Raw genomic sequence first — 16,173 nt, forward strand, 5'->3', positions numbered from 1 at the left:
CCACCCCAAGCGCCCATATGGCTCGACCCGTCCGGTTGTCCCCCCGGACGGGTCTTTTCTTTTGGGGCTCTGATTTCTCGAACCGCTGCGCACGATCAGCTTCCGGTTGAGCGATCGTGGCTGCGCCCATGGGCAGCGCCGGCGGGACGCCCCGCAAGCCGGTTATGCTTGTGCGAAGCTTGACTCGAAAACACAGCAAATATCCGCACGACTACGGACTTTGATGACGACCGCCGTGTCGTTGCTGGACAAGTCAAAACTTTTCCACAAAATATTCATGTCGCGTCTAAATTGATTCGTGTGCGTTGCGTCGCGTCCGTATTTTCTCCTGACGGGCTGATTTATGACACATCGCCAAGAGGCCGTTCGCGCCGCGGCCGGGGGCCGCGCGATTGCTGCACGATGGTGCGCTCTCGCCGAGCAGAGGCTGGAACATCTCTCCGAAATGTTCGAGACCGGACGCTGGCGCCGCTATCACTCCGAGATCGCATTTCTCGAGAACATCCAGGAAGCCAAGCGCGCCGTCCAGACCTGGCGCGCGCTCGCAACCGGCGGGGACGTTGCCGCGGCGGCCGCGAGCGTCTCGCCCGCCTTCGGCTGGTCGCCCGCGACCATGCCCCGCGTCTTTCCGCGGGAGGCGCAGACCGTGCAGCCGAAGGCTGTCCATATCTCCCCCGAGACCGCCGTGCCGGTCAGGCTCGAGCCCAAGCCGGGCATCCTTGCCGAAATCACCGAAGCCCCGCTCGTGCCGCTGGCCCCGGTCGCACCGATCCCGACGCCTGCTGCGGTGGCATTGTTCACGGCGCCCGCCGACGTCGCGCCGCTCAAGGCTCCCGCTGTGAGACCGCCGGCCGCCGCGCCGGTCGTCAGGCCTCCGCTCGCCGTACCTGCGGCAATGGCACCGCGCACCGCGCCTGCTGTGAGGCCTCCGCTCAGCGCGCCTGCAATCGCTACGCTCCTGCCGCAGTTCGTCCCGCCGGCCGCCGAAATCGTCGCGGCCCCCGAACGCGTCGTCGAATTCACCTTCAGCCTCGACGGCCTGGAAGCGAAGTACCCGTTGCTGCGGAACGCGTTCTAGCTCTCCGGGGCAGGGCTCGCGCCCAACATTCGCTGTCGTCCTGGCGAACGCCAGGAGCGCGGAATCTCTCGGTCAGGCGACGCGGCTGGTCCCGCGCAGATGGCCCACCTACCGCCGCACCGCGTTCCCGCCGATCACCACTTGCGCAAAGCGCTGGGCCCCCTCCGCCGACAGATCCGACGTCACCGCCCGGGCGTGATCGAGCCCGACCACGGCGCCGCGCGGGGTTTCCGAGATCATGTTGTTGTTGACGAGCGCGGTGCCCGCGCCGGAAACCACGGAGACGCCGACGCCGGCGAGTGCCTTGCGGATCACGTTGCCGGTGATCGCGACGTCGCGCAGATATTTGCCCCAGCCGGCGACGATGCCGTAGGACGGCGCGTTCTCGATCACGTTACCGGTCACCGATGTGTCAGCTTCGATGTAGATGCCGACGCCGGCATCGTCGTCGGGGGCGGTGCCTATGGGGCGCTTCGGGATCAAATTGCGGATGATGTTGCCCTGGACCACCGCGATGCGGCCGCCCTCGTTGAAATTGCAGACGGAGACGCCGACGGCGGCGCCGTCCACCGTGTTGTTGGCGATCACCGCAGCCTCGAACGCAAACTCGGAATAGAGCGCGACCTCGCGCACATCGCTGACGCTGTTGCCTGATATGTGGATGTTCGAGGCCGAATTGCCGCGCACCGCGGAGTAGTCGCAGTTCCTGATGCGGTTGCCGTGCACGATCACGTTGCCGGCGCGGAAGGCGTTGATGGCGTTGCCGTACTGGCCGGAGCCGCCGGGACCGGCCTTGATGTCCTCGATGCGGTTGTCGGTGACCAGCGTGCCGTCGTCACCGATCGCGGTGCGCAGGATCTCGATGCCGTTGTCGTTGGTGCCGATGATGGTGTTGCGGGAAACGCTGAGGCCTCTGGCGTCGAACGAGACGACCGCCGTCACTGCGATATTCGTGAAGATGTTGCCGGAGATGTCGCCGGACACCTGCTCGAGCCAGATGCCGCTGCCGCCGGAGCCGGTGATCTCGCAATCGGTGATGCGGACGTCACGCCCGCCGAGGACATGGATCAGTCCGCGCCGCGTCGGCAACGGAATGCCGCCGCCGTCGAAGGTGAGGCCAGTGAGGCCGATCGTATCAGAGCCGTCGCTCTGGATCGCCGCGGCGCCGCCGGTGAAGACGAACTTCGTCGCGCCGCGCACGCCGATCAGCTGTGCACCATTCGGCAACCGCAGCAATCCGCTGCGATACACGCCCGGCGGCAGTGCCAGCGGCACCTGGGCCCGCGCAGCCTCATCGATGGCGCGCTGGAGCACGCGCGTCTGATCCTCACTGGCGCCGGGCCGCACGCCATATTGGGTGGCATCACGGCCGAGCAGGGACGTGAGCGGCGCCGCGCGCGCGGCGTCGGCGGGCATGGCGAGCGCACCCGCGATACCGGCGGTCGAAGCTCCGATGAGGTGTCGGCGATTGAGGTCCATGACGCGTCCTCCGGCGGACGCGGGGGTCCGCCGGGACTAGGTAGCGCAGGGCGGCAGGCCTCGCGGGGATTGTTCGCGGTAGGGTTAAATGTTTACCGCAGAGACGGTGCCGTAGGGTGGGCAAAGCGAAGCGTGCCCACCATTGTAATCGCAGATTGGAACAAGATGGTGGGCACGGCGCAAGTGCGCCTTTGCTCACCCTACGAAGCCGGCGTATTCTGCCGCTTCCTTGCCAAACCCACGATCTCCATCAGCATCGCTTCCCCCGCATCCACCAGTTCCTCCAGCGTGATCCGCGGCGCACCCTTCCGCCGTACCGCGCCGCTGCGTGCAAGCAGTGGAATGTGGATGAACGCCGCAAGCTGCGGTCCGCCGGCCCTCACGTTCTCGATCGCACGCCAGCTCAGATAGTTGCAGAGATAGGCGCCGGCATCGCGCGAGGCGCGCGCGTCGATGCCGGTGAGGCGTGCGGCGCGCAGCAGCCTTGCCGTGTGCGGACCGAACATCATCGCGTCCGCATGGCCTGCGATGCCGCGCTTGCTCGAACGCGTGTTGGCGGCATCGGGCCAGAGCATGGTGACGGCATTGCGCGCGCGGGTCTCGATGCGCAGGTAAGGCGTGCGGGAGGCGAGACCGAACATCAGCAGCGCATCCGGCTTCTCTTTCGCAAGCACCTCAGGTAATTGCCGGTCGACCGCAGCATAGGTCACCGGAAAGATGTGGCTGGAGATCGCGACATCGTCGAGCGCCGGTCGGCGCAGCTGCGCCAGCCGCGCGACCAGGGGCTGGGTCGGGTTATAGGGCGCGCCGGGGAACGACCCGAAGCCGGTGAGGAGAATGCGGAGCCTTTCGCTCATTCCAGCAACTCCAGAATTTTCTCCGCGGCGAGTGCCGGCGTGAGATGGCCGTCGGCGACTTCAGCCTCGATCTTCCTGACCTTCGTGCGCACCGATGCCTCGCTGCGCAGCCGCGCCAGCATGCGCTGCTCCAGCATCGACCACATCCATTTCACCTGCTGCTCGCGGCGCCGCGCGGCAAAATCGCCGGATGCATTCATCGCCTTGCGGTGATCGACAATCTTCTGCCAGATCTTTGCAATGCCGTCGCCCGTCAGCGCCGAATAGGTCTCGACCGGCGGATGCCAATGCTCGGACCGCGGCGCCAAAATGTGCAGCGCGCCGCGATAGTCGGCTGCGGTGATGTTGGCGCGCTTGAGATTGTCGCCGTCGGCCTTGTTGATCGCGATCATGTCGGCGAGCTCGACCAGGCCCTTCTTGATGCCCTGCAGCTCGTCGCCGCCGCCCGGCAGCATCAGGGCGAGGAAGAAGTCGGTCATGTCGCAGACCGCGGTTTCGGACTGGCCGATGCCGACGGTCTCGACCAGCACGACGTCGAAGCCGGCCGCCTCGCACAGCAGCATCGCTTCGCGTGTCTTGGCCGCGACGCCGCCGAGCGTGCCCGAGGACGGCGAGGGACGGATGAAGGCATCGTCCGAGGCCGACAGCCGCGCCATCCGCGTCTTGTCGCCGAGGATCGAGCCGCCGCTGCGCGCCGAGGACGGATCGACCGCGAGCACCGCGACCTTGTTGCCTTGCTCGATCAGATAGCTGCCGAGCACATCGATTGTGGTGGATTTGCCGACGCCTGGCGATCCCGTGATGCCGACCCGAAACGCCTTGCCGGTGTCGGGCAGCAGCGTCTGCACCAACTCGCGCGCCAGCGCCTGATGGTCGCCGCGCCGGCTTTCCACCAGCGTAATGGCCCGCGCCAGCGCCGCGCGGCTGCCGGCGCGCAAGTCACGGGCAAGGGTCTTGATGTCGAGCGACGCTTTCTTCTCAGTCATGCCCTGCTTTACAACGCCGAGGGGAGGCAGGCGAGGGCCGCCCGCCCGATATCACCTGCCCGTTGCCGCGGCCGTCTGCGCCGGTTTCACCTTGCGCCACACCCACACCATCACCGGCCAGAGCAGCGCGCCGATCGCCATCGCGGCGAGGATGGCGGCGACCGGCCGCTCGAAGAACGGCAGGATGCTGCCGTCGGACTTGATCAGCGACGTCACAAACGCCTGCTCGACCATGGTGCCCATGACGATGCCGAGCACCATCGCGGCCACCGGATAGCCGTTGGCCTCCATCACATAGCCGATCACGCCGAAGGCGGCGACGGTGACGACGCCGAACATGTTGTTGCCGATCGCGAACGAGCCGACCGCGCAGCAGAGCATGATGATCGGCATCACGGTCGAGCGCGGCGCCAGCAGGATGTAGGCGGCGACGCGGATCATGGCGATGCCGAGCGGGATCATCAGGATGTTCGCGATGATGAACATCAAATAGATCGCATACATGCTCGACGCCTTCTCGGTGAACAGCGTCGGGCCCGGATTGAGCCCCTTCATGTAGAGCACGCCGATCGCGATCGCGGCGATGGTGTCGCCGGGGATGCCGAACAGCAGCGAGGGCACCCAGCCCGAGGCGATGCTGGCGTTGTTGCTGGCGCCGGCCTCGACCAGGCCCTCGACATGGCCGGTGCCGAATTTCTCCGGCTCCTTGGAGAAGCGCTTCGACATCGCGTAGGAGACCCAGGCGGCCATGTCGGCGCCGGCCCCGGGCAGCACGCCGATGATGATGCCGATGATGTTCCCGCGCGTCATCTGCCAGTGATACTTCTTGGTGAGCCTCCACTGGCCGGCCATGATGCTTCCGAATTTTCGCCGCGGCAGCGGCGGCGGCTCGGGCGTCAGCATCGCGCGCATCACCTGCGCCACCGCGAACACGCCGACCAGCGCCGGGATCGGCTCGATGCCGCCGAACAGATCGGTGATCCCGAAAGTGAAGCGCGGCACGCCGCCGGGATTCTCGATGCCGATGCAGGACACCAGCAGGCCGAGGAACATGCCGGCGATCGCCTTCACCGGCGAGGAGCGCGCGACCAAGGTGGCGCACATCAAGCCGAGCAGCGCCAGCCAGAAATATTCGAAGGTCGAGAACGACAGCGCGATCTCGGCGAGCGGCGGCGCCAGGATCATCAGCGACAGCACGCCGGCGATGCCGCCGACGGCCGAGAACCAGACGCCGGCGCCCAGCGCAAGCTCCGCCTGGCCCTTGCGCGTCATGGCATAGGCTTCGTCGGCATAGGCGGCGGAAGCGGGCGTGCCGGGAATGCGCAGCAGCGCGCCGGGGATGTCGCCGGAGAAGATCGCCATCGAGGAGGCCGCGACGATGGTCGCGATCGCCGCGATCGGCGAGAGGTAGAAGGTGACGGGGACGAGCAGGGCGGTCGCCATCGTCGCCGACAAACCCGGCAGCGAACCGATGACGAGCCCGTACACGGAGGCTGCGAACATCGCGATGATGACCTCCCAGGTGGAGATCAGGGCGAACGCTTCAATCAGGGTCTTGAGCATGGGATCACCAGGGCGTCGGCAACAGGCCGACGGGAAGCGGCACGCGCAGCAGCTTGCCGAAAATGAGGTGGATGGCGAAAGGCGACAGCGCCGCGAGCGGCAGCGCCAGCTTCCACTTCGCCCCTAACGCGGTCGAGGTGACGTAGACCATGATCGCCGCGGTGATGATGAAGCCGAGCCGGTCGGCAGCGGCCACGTAGAACAGCAACAGCGCCGGCGGCAGCAAAGCGCGCAGGCCGTAGAACTTGCTCTGCGGCGGCGGCGCCGCCGCCACCTGGCCGTCCTCGAGCGGGACCAGCTCTTCCTCCTCCTCGAAGGAATGGCCGATGCCGAACACGATCGCGAGCCCGCACAGCGCGAGCCCGGTGCCGATCACGAGCGGAAATACGTTGGGGCCGACCGGTTGCCCCGGCACCGGCGGCAGGATCCAGCCGCCATAGGCCGCGGCAACGCCGAGAACGACGAGAAACGATCCCGTGACGGAGTCGGGAAGACGCATGGGAGGAGTCCTATGAGAGTCTTTCTCCCTCGCCCCGCTTGCGGGGAGAGGGGCGGGGTGAGGGGGGCTCTCCGCGGGCGAGGTGAGAGTTGGGTTTGCGGAGACTCCCCCTCACCCGGATCGCATCTGCGATGCGATCCGACCTCTCCCCGCAAGCGGGGAGAGGCGAGGAGGTCCGCGATCCAATCACTCCAACCACGTTCATCTCACGCGAGAGCAGCAGCAGATCACGCCTTCGACAAACCAGCCGCCTTCATTGCGGTACCCATCTGGGCGTCGCCCTTGTCCATGAAGCTGGCGAACTGGCCGGCATCGCCCCACACGGTGCCGAAGCCGCGGTTGCTCATGAAGTCCTTGAACTCGGCGGAGTCGTAGACCTTCTTCAGGGCCGCGGTGAGCTTTGCGGCGAGCTCCGGCGGCAGGTTCTTCGGCGCGCCGATGCCGCGCCAGGCGCCGGTCGCGTAGTCGATGCCCATCGCCTCCTTCAGCGTCGGCACGTCGGGGAAGATCGGGTTGCGCGCCGGCGCCATGATGGCGAGGCTCTTCGCCTTGCCCGCCTCGATGATGGCGCGTGCTTCCGGCACCGAGCAGGTGGTGAGGTCGAGGCCGCCGGCGGCGAGGTCCTGCATCGCGGGTGCAGCTCCGTTCGACGGCACCCAGGCGACCTGGTTGGCGGGCAGGCCCATCGCCTGCATCCAGCCGACCAGAGCGAGATGCCAGATGCCGCCCTGGCCGGTACCCGACGCCTTGAACTTGCCGGGAGGCGCCGCCTTGATGGCTTCGGCGAGGTCCTTCACCGTCTTGTAGGGCGAGGAGGAGGAGACCTGGATGCCCGGCGGATCCTCGTTCATCAGCGCCAGCGGGGTGTAGCTCTTCGGCGTCAGCTCGGTGAGGCCCTGCCAGTGCATCATCGAGATTTCGACGGTGAGCATGCCGATGGTGTAGCCGTCCGGCTGCGCGGTCGCGATCGCGGTATGGCCGACGACGCCCGAGCCGCCGGTGCGGTTGACCACGTTGAAGGGCTGGCCGAGATCCTTTTCCAGCAGCGCCGCGACAATGCGCGCGGTCGCATCGGTGCCGCCGCCCGCGCCCCAGGGCACGATCACGGTGACGGGCCGCGCCGGATAGGCTTGCGCGCGTGCAGGTGTGAGGCCGAATGCGGCGGATGCTGCCACAGCAGCGGAAGAGGCCGCAAAGGTGCGGCGCGTAATCTTGGACATCAATGCCTCCCAGCGGCGCCCGTGACATCGGGCGCTCTTGTCAATGAAGGCATTCTAGTCGGCTTTGCGGCGCCGCCGCAAGGTAGCGCTACCACGGTGCTGTGAGCAACGTGTCGCTGCTCAAAACATCATCACTGCGGCTCGTCCGCGTCGCCCTTTGGCCGCGCGCCACCGAAGATGCCGGTACCTTCCGCCGTGAGATACGGCTTCAGCGTTTCCCACGGCACGAAAGCGACATATTCGCCCTCGGCGTAGGGGCCGACAGCATAAGGCGGGTAATGGAAAGTGAGCCCTGAGCTCTTGCCCGCTTCGGTTGAGGGCGCGAGCGTCACCGCGCCGATCTTGAGCAGGCTCGGCTCCACGCTCTTGAACCACTCGTCGGTCGCGGTCTCGCTGGCATCGCGCTTTTTCTTCTCGGCTCTGAGCGAGGCGATCACGGCTTTCGCCATCGCCTTCATGGTCGGGCCCTTGTCGGCGGTCTCGGTGAAGAACGGACGGATCGAGATGCGCTTGTTCTGGCTCTTGTCCCACAGGATCGTGTTCACGTCCGAATTGGGATGCGCGCCATGGGTGTCCATGTAGTCGTTGCGGAGGATACTGACATAGCGGTCGGCCACCACCGAACGGATCGAATATTTGCGCTCGAAATCCCAGCCACCGTCCTTGAAGAACTGCGGGTCCTCCTTGCGCGAGGCGGCAGCCTCGGCCGCATTCTTGTCGAGCCACTTTTTGCCTTCGGCGAGGCAGTCCGCCGCCAGCGGTGCATCGGCCTTGATCCTGTCGTCGAGGAAGACGCGCGCGTCGATGCTCTTGGTCTTGATGACGGCGTAGGGCTTTGGGTCGGCGGCATGCGCGGGGCCGAACAGCGCGCTGCAAACGGCGGCCGCAGCCAGCGCGCGCAAGATCGTAGGCGCGAGAAACATCACGCGAAAATCCTTCTTGTTGGAAGATCGGCGGTGACCGCTACTCCGCCGCCTCGCTATGCCCGAGCCGGGCGTTCAGCTTGCGGATCAGCTCCTCGGCGGCCTCCGCGATCACGGTGCCGGGCGGGAAGATCGCTTCGGCGCCGGCCGCATAGAGCGCGTCGTAATCCTGCGGCGGCACGACGCCGCCGATGATGATCATGATGTCGTCGCGGCCTTGTTTCTTCAGCGCGGCCTTGAGCTCGGGCACGGCGGTGAGATGGGCGGCGGCGAGCGAGGAGACGCCGAGGATGTGGACGTCGTTCTCGACCGCCTGGCGCGCGGCTTCGTCCGCCGTGGCGAACAGCGGCCCGATGTCGACGTCGAAGCCGATATCGGCGAAGGCCGAGGCAATCACCTTCTGGCCGCGGTCGTGGCCGTCCTGTCCGATCTTGGCGACCAGGATGCGCGGGCGGCGGCCTTCGGCCTCCTCGAAGGCGTCGATCAGCGCCTGAACCTTCTCGACCTGGTTGCCCATCGTGGACGCCTCCCGCTTGTAGACGCCGGTGATGGATTTGATTTCGGCGCGGTGGCGGCCGAACACTTTCTCCATTGCGTCAGAGATTTCGCCGACGGTTGCCTTGGCGCGCGCCGCGTCGATCGCGAGCGCGAGCAGATTACCGTTGCCTTCGCCGGCCGAGCGTGTCAGCGCGGCAAGCGCCGCGTCGACGTCCTTCTGATTGCGCTCGGATTTGAGCCGCGTCAGCTTGTCGATCTGGAGCCGGCGGACATTGGTGTTGTCGACCTTGAGAATGTCGATCGGGGCCTCGTCGCTCGGCTTGTACTTGTTGACGCCGATCACCGCCTGCTTGCCGGCATCGATGCGGGCTTGCGTCTTGGCCGAGGCCTCCTCGATGCGCAGCTTCGGCACGCCGGCCTCGATGGCCTTCGCCATGCCGCCAAGCTCCTCAACCTCCTGGATGTGGCCCCAGGCCTTGGCCGCGAGATCGCGCGTGAGCCGCTCGACGTAATACGAGCCGCCCCAGGGATCGATGATGCGGGTGGTGCCGCTCTCCTGCTGCAGGAAGAGCTGGGTGTTGCGGGCGATGCGCGCCGAGAAATCGGTCGGCAACGCCAAGGCCTCGTCGAGCGCATTGGTGTGCAGCGATTGGGTGTGGCCTTGCGTCGCCGCCATCGCCTCGACCGTCGTGCGCATCACATTGTTGAAGACGTCCTGCGCGGTGAGCGACCAGCCCGATGTCTGGGAATGCGTGCGCAGCGACAGCGAGCGCGGGTCCTTCGGGTTGAAGGGCTTCAGGAGCTTGGCCCAGAGCAGGCGCGCGGCACGCAGCTTGGCGACTTCCATGAAGAAGTTCATGCCGATCGCCCAGAAGAACGACAGGCGCGGCGCGAAGCGGTCGACATCCAGGCCTGCGGCAAGGCCGGCGCGCAGATATTCGACGCCGTCGGCGAGCGTGTAGGCAAGCTCGAGGTCCTGCGTCGCGCCGGCCTCCTGCATGTGATAGCCGGAGATCGAGATCGAATTGTATTTCGGCATCTTCTGCGAGGTGTAGGCGAAGATGTCCGAGATGATCCGCATCGAGGGCGCGGGCGGATAGATGTAGGTGTTGCGCACCATGAACTCTTTCAGAATGTCATTCTGAATCGTCCCTGAGAGCTTCTCCGGCGCCACGCCCTGTTCGCCGGCGGCCGCGACGTAGAGCGCGAGGATCGGCAGCACCGCGCCGTTCATGGTCATGGATACGCTCATCTGGTCGAGCGGAATCCCTGCGAACAGCGTGCGCATGTCGTAGATGGAATCGATCGCGACACCGGCCATGCCGACGTCGCCGCCGACGCGCGGATGGTCGCTGTCATAGCCGCGGTGGGTGGCGAGGTCGAAGGCGACCGAGAGGCCCTTTTGGCCCGCTGCGAGGTTGCGGCGGTAGAACGCGTTGGAATCCTCCGCCGTGGAGAAGCCGGCATATTGCCGGACGGTCCAGGGCTGGTTGACATACATGGTCGGGTAGGGCCCGCGCAGGAAGGGCGCGATGCCGGGATAGGTCTCGAGGAAATCGAGCCCGGCCAGATCAGCCTCGCCATAGGTGGGCTTCACCAGAATGCCCTCGGGCGTCAGCCACGGCTCGGCGCTGCCGGCAGGCACTGCGTTGGCGGCCCTCTGGAAGGCGACGTCTGCGAAGTTCGGAATGCGGCTCATGGTTTCAACCATATCATAGGGTCGCGCATTGGGCGCTCAATCGTGATCCGGATGCTGATGGCTGACGATCGTCGCCATCTTCTCCGGCCCGTAATTCTGCTGCGTGGTCTGGCTCGGCAGGTTGGCGATGCCGACCACCCAGCCGAGGCGGGATTCCGTTCCGTACTGCCGCGTTGGCACCACGTGGTCCGGGCGGTCGAAGGCGCCGGTCATGATCTCGATCCGGTCGCCGTCGATGCGGCCGAAGCTCAGCGGCGTGCCGCAGGCCGCGCAATAGCCGCGATCGGCGATCGAGGAGGAGCGGAAGAACGACGGTTGCCCCTTGGTCCAGGCGAAGTCCGTACGGTTGATGTCGGCGAAGGAAGCGAACGGCGCGCCGCTGGCCTTCTGGCACATCCGGCAATGGCAGATCGAGATCCGGTTCGGCGCCGTCGTCACGGCAAAGCGCACCGCGCCGCATTGGCAGCCGCCGGTGAGGACGGGTTTGCTGGCGTCGGTCATGGCTGCTCCATCCGTCGATAGGCGTCTTGCAATGTCGCAAGCGCATCGCCGCCGGCGAAGACAAAACCCGTGACACCGGCCGCACGGAGTGCCGCCTCGGCCTCAGCCGGGCGGCCTGCCAGATAGATATGCTTTCTGCCGGCGGTTTGCAGGGCCTTCGCCGCGGCTGCGGCGTGTTCCGCATAGACCTTGTCGCTGGAACAAAGACACGCAAGCTCGGCGCCGGAGGCCGTGAAGGCGGCAGCCAATTTGGCCGGGTCGGCAAAGCCCTCGCTGTCGACGGCCTGGATGCCGCCGGCCTCGAAGAAGCTCTTGGCAAAGGTCGCCCGCGCCGTGAAATCGGCGGGCGTGCCGAGATTGGCCAGAAACACCTTTGGCCGCGCGCCGCGCGCCTTCAGCGCCGTATCGGATTTGTCGCGCAGCGCCTCGAACGGTTCCGCGAGCCGGATCGGCGTCAGTGCGTCGAATTTGTATGTCTGCTCGCCGTAAGGCGCGAGCGCGACGGGCGTCGCTGTCAGCACCGCCGTTTCGCTCTCATGCAGGTTTGGAAACTCGCTGGCGCCCGTCAGCACGTCGCGGCGTTTCGCGATGTTGGCGTCGCGCGCCTTTCGCGCGGCCGCGACCTTGCTCTGGAACACGCCCTGCTGAAGCGCGGCAAACGCGCCGCCGGCTTTCTCGCTCTCCTGGAACAGCGCCCAGGCTGCCTCGCAAAGCTGCGCGCTCAACGTCTCGATGCCGCCTGCACCGGCCGCGGGATCGCTGACCTTCGCAAGGTTGCTCTCCTCCAGCAACAGGAGTTGCGTGTTACGCGCCACGCGCCGCGCGAACGGATCGGGCAGGCCGAGCGCCAGCGTATGCGGCAGCACGGTGATCGCATTGGCGCCGGCAAGCCCCGCCGCGAATGTCGCGATGGTCGCGCGCAGCATGTTCACGTAGGGGTCGCGCTGCGTCAGCATGCGCCAGGCCGTATCGGCCGCGATGAACAGCGGCTTCGGCGTCAACCCACACGCAGTCTCGATGCGCGCCCACAAGAGCCGCAGCGCGCGGAATTTTGCCATGGTCAGAAACTGGTCGGCGTCGGCGGCGAGACGCGCATAGACCATGCCCTGCGCCTGCTCCAGCGGAACGCCGGCGCCTTCGATCGCGCGTAGATAAGCGACGCCGCAGGCGAGCACGAAGGCGAGCTCCTGCACCTCGGAGCCACCGGCATCGTGGATCACGCGTCCGTCGGCGGAGGCAAACGGTCCCTTGAAACCGAGCGCGGCGAGGCCCTTGATCGCGCCGGTGACGGCCGGAACGATCTCGTCCCAGGTATAGGGGCTATGGCCCCACACCGCGCCCGCCGCGAGCGGATCGAGGCCGAAGCGGATATTGCAGGCGGCCGGATCGAGGCCGCTGCTCTTCACATATTCCGCGACATGGATCGCGGCCATCCGCGATTGCGGTCCGATCTCGAGCTCGATGCCGATGCCGGCATCGAGATGAATGTCCTTCAGCACTTTTGCGACCGCATCGGCCGAAGGTTCCAGCCCGAACCCGCGAGCGCCATTGGCGCCGGCGAACACCAGCGTGAGCCCCGTCGCGCCATTTTCGAGATCGGTCAGGGCCTGCGCGTTCGCGAGCGCCGCATCGGGATGGTCGATCCGCTGCATGATCTGCCAGGGCGCGGCCGCCGGCCGTCCCACCACGGGCGCAACGCCCCTGGCGCGCGGGTAGAGCGGATCGATCTTGATGCCGTCATAGGTCTTGCCGACCAGCTTCTCCAACGGCGCGCCCTTGAGCACGCCGTCGACCAGTTTGCGCCAGTCGTCGACGGTCGCCTTGGGGAAATCCGCCGCCAGCGGCAGGTCGTCAGTCACGGAGGTCATGCGGCGAGAGGCTCCCAAACGGCTTGTTATTCGCAGGCGAAATTGCCACGGCGGACCGTCCCTGCAAACGGTTGTTTTTGGTTAACCGGTATCCGGAAGCCGCTCAATGCCTTGCGTCGAGACGCTGGCAAGCCCGTCACGCACACGAATGCCTGCGATGACGCGGTCGGGCGCGATCTCGGCCAGCGGCACCAGCACGAAGGCGCGCTCGAACAGGCGCGGATGCGGCAAAGTCAGGTCGGGCTTCTGCAAGGAGACATCGTCATAGGCGATCATGTCGAGATCGAGCGTGCGGGGGCCCCAACGACGGTCCTTCTCCCGCGTGCGGCCGAATTTCTGCTCGACCTTTTGCATCACGAACAGCAGCGCGTGCGGATCGAGGTCGGTCTCGATCTCGACGCAGGCATTGATGAAGGGATCCTGGTCCTCGTCGCCCCACGGCGGCGTCGCATAGTCCGACGAGCGCGCGATCATCGCGGCCTGCGCCATGCCGCAAATATGGGCGATCGCCTTGCGGAATGTCGTGCGGACATCGCCGACATTGCCGCCGAGTGCGATCAGCACGCTTGCCATCTCAGGGGTGCCGCGAGCGCGTCAGCATGATGCCGACGTCGTCGAAGATCGCGGCGATCGGCGCATGCGGCTTGTGCACGGTGATCTTCACGGCGCGGATGCGCGGGAAGTGCGACAGGATGGCATCGGCGACCGCGCCGGCCGCGCGCTCCAGCAGCTTGTAGTTGGTATTCTTGAACGCCGCGGTCGTGGTCGCCACGACCTCGGCGTAGGAAACGGTGTCGGAGAGCCGGTCGCTGCGCGAGGGCTCCGACAGGTCGGTGTAGAGTTCGAGATCGATGACGAAACGCTGGCCGACTTCGGTCTCGTGATCCATCACGCCGTGGCGGGCGTGGATCGACAGGCCGGTGACGAAGATCGTATCGGTCATTGCTTGCTCTCGATTGCGTTGGCGACCCGCAGGGCCTGCAAGGTCTCGGCGACGTCATGGGTCCGGATGATTTTCGCGCCCTTCTGCGTGGCGATCAGATGCGCGGCGATCGAGCCGGCGAGACGCTCCTTCGGCTCCGACGGCGACACCGAGGCAATGAAGCGCTTGCGCGAGGCGCCGACCAGGACCGGCAGGCCGAACATGTCGAGCTCGCGCAGCCGCGCCAGCGCGATCATGCTTTGCTCGGCTGTCTTGCCGAAGCCGATCCCGGGATCGAGCACGATCCTGTCGCGCGCGATGCCGGCCTTGGCTGCGATATCGAGCGAGCGCAGGAAGAACGCCTTCATGTCGGCGACGATGTCGATGGCGGAATCGACGCTGTCGCGGTTGTGCATGACGATGACGGGGACGCCTCTCGCTGCCACCAGCGGCGCCATGGCGGCGTCGCGCTGCAGGCCCCAGACGTCGTTGGCGATGACCGCGCCCTGGTCGAGCGCATAGGCGACCACTTCCGCCTTCATGCTGTCGATCGATACGGGGACGCCCAGCGCCGCCACGCCTGACAGCACCGGCTTCAGCCGGGCCAGCTCGTCCGCCGCCGTGACCGCCTTGGCGCCGGTGTAGGGCCGGGTCGACTCGGCGCCGATATCGATGATGTCGACACCATCGGCGATCATCGCCCGCGCCCGCGCAAGCGCCTGCTCGGGCGTGATGAACTCGCCGCCGTCGGAGAAGGAATCCGGGGTGATGTTGAGCACGCCCATCACTGCCGGGAGAGGCCGTTCCAGCAGCGTCCGCAGCACGTCAGGCCCGGCCGAGCCGGCCGGCGGGACGGAAGGGGAGGGCGAGGCATTCATGCGGGTGGCTTTAGCGGTCGGGGAGGGGGAGTTCAAGGCCAACTCCCCTCGCTGTCATTGCCCGCGAAAGCGGGCAATCCAGTGCTCCCAGGCCGCGCGGTGATACAGAGACGCCGCGGCGTACTGGATACCCCGCCTTCGCGGGGTATGACACCTAGGGCTGATGCTGCAGGTCGTATGCCGCAGAGACGCCCGCCTAATACGTAATCTTCGGCGGCAGCTTCTTGGCCTTGGCGATGATGTCGCCGACGGACTTCTCGGAAGGCAGGATGCGGACGAGCTTTTTCTTCTCGTTGGCTTCCCGCATGCTCTGGGCGAGCCTTGCCGGATTCCGATAGGCGAGCTCGCGCACGGTGGTGACGCCGGCGGCACGGACGAGGCCGACCTTGGCGCGGCCCATGCCGGGGATGCGCATGTAGTCGGAGACGTTGGCCCACTCCAGCAACTGCTGCTCGCTGATGCCGGTCCTGGCGGCGAGCGCCTTGCGGCCCTTCACGGTCGAGGCGGCCTCGAGCAGCGCGTCGGTCGTGCGGATACCTTGCGCCTTCAACTTGTTGGCGGCAAAGGCTGGCAGGCCCTCAATCTCTGAGATCGGATATGTCATGATGCTCGATATGAAAAGCGTCGCTCAGGCGAACTGGCTGAGGCCCGGCGTCCCCGCGATGATCTTGCCCATCTGATCAGCTCCGATTTTGTCTCGGCCGTAGCGGAAAAGTTCACGGGCAACGTTCTGAATCTCGGACATGCCAAGGCCCAGGCCCATCAGGCGCGTGCCGACGGCCATCAGGCCGCCGCCCATCAGCCGCGACAGTCCGCCGCCGCTCCTGGACGCCTCGATCGCCGCTTCCGCACCGGGAATCTGATTGATCAAGGCTTCGACGTTTTCGGAAGGACCTTCGCTGCGGAGGAAGCCCAGGATAATGCCGACGGTCTTTTCAGCCACAGCGCTATCTATGCTGGCGTTTGTCGCCAGCCGCCCGATCAGCTCGTCCATAATGCCCGCCCCTCAGCCGGTTTGCACGCCGGAGTATTTCTTTCGAAATGATCTTGAGCCGGTGTGATCTGAAATACAAGCGATGAACGCACGCAACGTTCCGATTCAGTCCCGAAGGCGCGAAAAGTGTTGCAGCGATGCAAGAGCGGAGACGGATTTGGCGAGAAATTGCCGCGGTGCGAACGCGTCGTTCCTACTTTCGGCTGAT

The 16,173-nt window shown here is 66.3% G+C and carries 16 protein-coding genes; 1 reads left to right on the forward strand and 15 read right to left on the reverse strand.

Annotation, left to right across the window (positions count from 1 at the left end):
- Positions 1-343: 343 nt before the first annotated feature.
- Complete coding sequence (locus tag NLM25_RS14895; RefSeq protein ID WP_254137435.1) at positions 344-1,078, forward strand: TIGR03809 family protein; 735 nt, start codon at positions 344-346, stop codon at positions 1,076-1,078.
- Between the two features lie 108 nt (positions 1,079-1,186).
- Here the strand turns inward: NLM25_RS14895 and NLM25_RS14900 are convergent, their stop codons facing one another.
- The 15 genes from NLM25_RS14900 to NLM25_RS14970 all read right to left on the reverse strand — a co-directional run bounded on the left by NLM25_RS14900 (position 1,187) and on the right by NLM25_RS14970 (position 15,965).
- Complete coding sequence (locus tag NLM25_RS14900; RefSeq protein WP_254137436.1) at positions 1,187-2,557, reverse strand: TIGR03808 family TAT-translocated repetitive protein; 1,371 nt, start codon at positions 2,555-2,557, stop codon at positions 1,187-1,189.
- A gap of 200 nt (positions 2,558-2,757) precedes the next feature.
- Complete coding sequence (locus tag NLM25_RS14905; RefSeq protein WP_254137437.1) at positions 2,758-3,414, reverse strand: pyroglutamyl-peptidase I; 657 nt, start codon at positions 3,412-3,414, stop codon at positions 2,758-2,760.
- Complete coding sequence (meaB, locus tag NLM25_RS14910; RefSeq protein ID WP_254137438.1) at positions 3,411-4,400, reverse strand: methylmalonyl Co-A mutase-associated GTPase MeaB; 990 nt, start codon at positions 4,398-4,400, stop codon at positions 3,411-3,413. Before meaB ends, NLM25_RS14905 begins: the two co-directional genes overlap by 4 nt.
- 51 nt (positions 4,401-4,451) lie before the next feature.
- Positions 4,452-5,963 (reverse strand): tripartite tricarboxylate transporter permease, encoded by a 1,512-nt coding sequence (locus tag NLM25_RS14915; RefSeq protein ID WP_254117663.1) that lies wholly within the window; start codon positions 5,961-5,963, stop codon positions 4,452-4,454.
- A gap of 4 nt (positions 5,964-5,967) precedes the next feature.
- Complete coding sequence (locus tag NLM25_RS14920) at positions 5,968-6,462, reverse strand: tripartite tricarboxylate transporter TctB family protein (RefSeq protein WP_254117665.1); 495 nt, start codon at positions 6,460-6,462, stop codon at positions 5,968-5,970.
- A gap of 227 nt (positions 6,463-6,689) precedes the next feature.
- Positions 6,690-7,682 carry a tripartite tricarboxylate transporter substrate binding protein gene (locus NLM25_RS14925; protein ID WP_254137439.1) on the reverse strand — a complete coding sequence of 331 codons (993 nt, stop codon included), beginning with the start codon at positions 7,680-7,682 and terminating at the stop codon, positions 6,690-6,692.
- 131 nt (positions 7,683-7,813) lie between these two features.
- Positions 7,814-8,605, reverse strand: coding sequence for an RsiV family protein (locus NLM25_RS14930; protein ID WP_254137440.1), 792 nt, complete (start codon positions 8,603-8,605; stop codon positions 7,814-7,816).
- A gap of 40 nt (positions 8,606-8,645) precedes the next feature.
- The gene (gene scpA / locus NLM25_RS14935; protein WP_254137441.1) at positions 8,646-10,802 is read right to left on the reverse strand and encodes a methylmalonyl-CoA mutase; all 2,157 of its coding nucleotides are present in this window, start codon (positions 10,800-10,802) and stop codon (positions 8,646-8,648) included.
- Positions 10,803-10,838: 36 nt separating this feature from the next.
- On the reverse strand, positions 10,839-11,303 hold the full coding sequence (locus NLM25_RS14940) for a GFA family protein (RefSeq protein WP_254137442.1): 465 nt from the start codon (positions 11,301-11,303) through the stop codon (positions 10,839-10,841).
- Positions 11,300-13,171, reverse strand: a complete 1,872-nt coding sequence (locus NLM25_RS14945; RefSeq protein ID WP_254137443.1) for a methylmalonyl-CoA mutase subunit beta — start codon at positions 13,169-13,171, stop codon at positions 11,300-11,302. The genes NLM25_RS14940 and NLM25_RS14945 overlap by 4 nt, the downstream gene beginning before the upstream one ends.
- An 81-nt stretch (positions 13,172-13,252) precedes the next feature.
- Complete coding sequence (gene folK / locus NLM25_RS14950; RefSeq protein WP_254137444.1) at positions 13,253-13,744, reverse strand: 2-amino-4-hydroxy-6-hydroxymethyldihydropteridine diphosphokinase; 492 nt, start codon at positions 13,742-13,744, stop codon at positions 13,253-13,255.
- A gap of 1 nt (position 13,745) precedes the next feature.
- Positions 13,746-14,114, reverse strand: a complete 369-nt coding sequence (folB, locus tag NLM25_RS14955; RefSeq protein ID WP_212482863.1) for a dihydroneopterin aldolase — start codon at positions 14,112-14,114, stop codon at positions 13,746-13,748.
- Positions 14,111-14,971, reverse strand: a complete 861-nt coding sequence (gene folP / locus NLM25_RS14960; RefSeq protein ID WP_254141181.1) for a dihydropteroate synthase — start codon at positions 14,969-14,971, stop codon at positions 14,111-14,113. The genes folB and folP overlap by 4 nt, the downstream gene beginning before the upstream one ends.
- Positions 14,972-15,167: 196 nt before the next feature.
- Positions 15,168-15,575: a DUF4332 domain-containing protein gene (locus NLM25_RS14965; protein ID WP_254117678.1), complete on the reverse strand. Its 408-nt coding sequence runs from the start codon at positions 15,573-15,575 to the stop codon at positions 15,168-15,170.
- A gap of 24 nt (positions 15,576-15,599) precedes the next feature.
- Positions 15,600-15,965 carry a DUF2267 domain-containing protein gene (locus NLM25_RS14970; protein WP_254137445.1) on the reverse strand — a complete coding sequence of 122 codons (366 nt, stop codon included), beginning with the start codon at positions 15,963-15,965 and terminating at the stop codon, positions 15,600-15,602.
- Positions 15,966-16,173 lie beyond the last annotated feature (208 nt).

It is taken from the genome of Bradyrhizobium sp. CCGB01, from assembly GCF_024199795.1.
Lineage (GTDB): Bacteria > Pseudomonadota > Alphaproteobacteria > Rhizobiales > Xanthobacteraceae > Bradyrhizobium.

Excerpts from the sequence above, each read along its gene's own strand:
- folK (WP_254137444.1), bottom strand. The coding sequence starts at position 13,744 with ATGGCAAGCGTGCTGATCGCACTCGGCGGCAATGTCGGCGATGTCCGC.
- NLM25_RS14930 (WP_254137440.1), bottom strand. The coding sequence starts at position 8,605 with ATGTTTCTCGCGCCTACGATCTTGCGCGCGCTGGCTGCGGCCGCCGTT.
- scpA (WP_254137441.1), bottom strand. The coding sequence starts at position 10,802 with ATGAGCCGCATTCCGAACTTCGCAGACGTCGCCTTCCAGAGGGCCGCC.
- NLM25_RS14925 (WP_254137439.1), bottom strand. The coding sequence starts at position 7,682 with ATGTCCAAGATTACGCGCCGCACCTTTGCGGCCTCTTCCGCTGCTGTG.
- folP (WP_254141181.1), bottom strand. The coding sequence starts at position 14,971 with ATGAATGCCTCGCCCTCCCCTTCCGTCCCGCCGGCCGGCTCGGCCGGG.
- NLM25_RS14905 (WP_254137437.1), bottom strand. The coding sequence starts at position 3,414 with ATGAGCGAAAGGCTCCGCATTCTCCTCACCGGCTTCGGGTCGTTCCCC.
- NLM25_RS14900 (WP_254137436.1), bottom strand. The coding sequence starts at position 2,557 with ATGGACCTCAATCGCCGACACCTCATCGGAGCTTCGACCGCCGGTATC.
- folB (WP_212482863.1), bottom strand. The coding sequence starts at position 14,114 with ATGACCGATACGATCTTCGTCACCGGCCTGTCGATCCACGCCCGCCAC.
- NLM25_RS14965 (WP_254117678.1), bottom strand. The coding sequence starts at position 15,575 with ATGACATATCCGATCTCAGAGATTGAGGGCCTGCCAGCCTTTGCCGCC.
- NLM25_RS14895 (WP_254137435.1), top strand. The coding sequence starts at position 344 with ATGACACATCGCCAAGAGGCCGTTCGCGCCGCGGCCGGGGGCCGCGCG.
- NLM25_RS14920 (WP_254117665.1), bottom strand. The coding sequence starts at position 6,462 with ATGCGTCTTCCCGACTCCGTCACGGGATCGTTTCTCGTCGTTCTCGGC.
- NLM25_RS14915 (WP_254117663.1), bottom strand. The coding sequence starts at position 5,963 with ATGCTCAAGACCCTGATTGAAGCGTTCGCCCTGATCTCCACCTGGGAG.
- NLM25_RS14970 (WP_254137445.1), bottom strand. The coding sequence starts at position 15,965 with ATGGACGAGCTGATCGGGCGGCTGGCGACAAACGCCAGCATAGATAGC.
- meaB (WP_254137438.1), bottom strand. The coding sequence starts at position 4,400 with ATGACTGAGAAGAAAGCGTCGCTCGACATCAAGACCCTTGCCCGTGAC.
- NLM25_RS14945 (WP_254137443.1), bottom strand. The coding sequence starts at position 13,171 with ATGACCTCCGTGACTGACGACCTGCCGCTGGCGGCGGATTTCCCCAAG.
- NLM25_RS14940 (WP_254137442.1), bottom strand. The coding sequence starts at position 11,303 with ATGACCGACGCCAGCAAACCCGTCCTCACCGGCGGCTGCCAATGCGGC.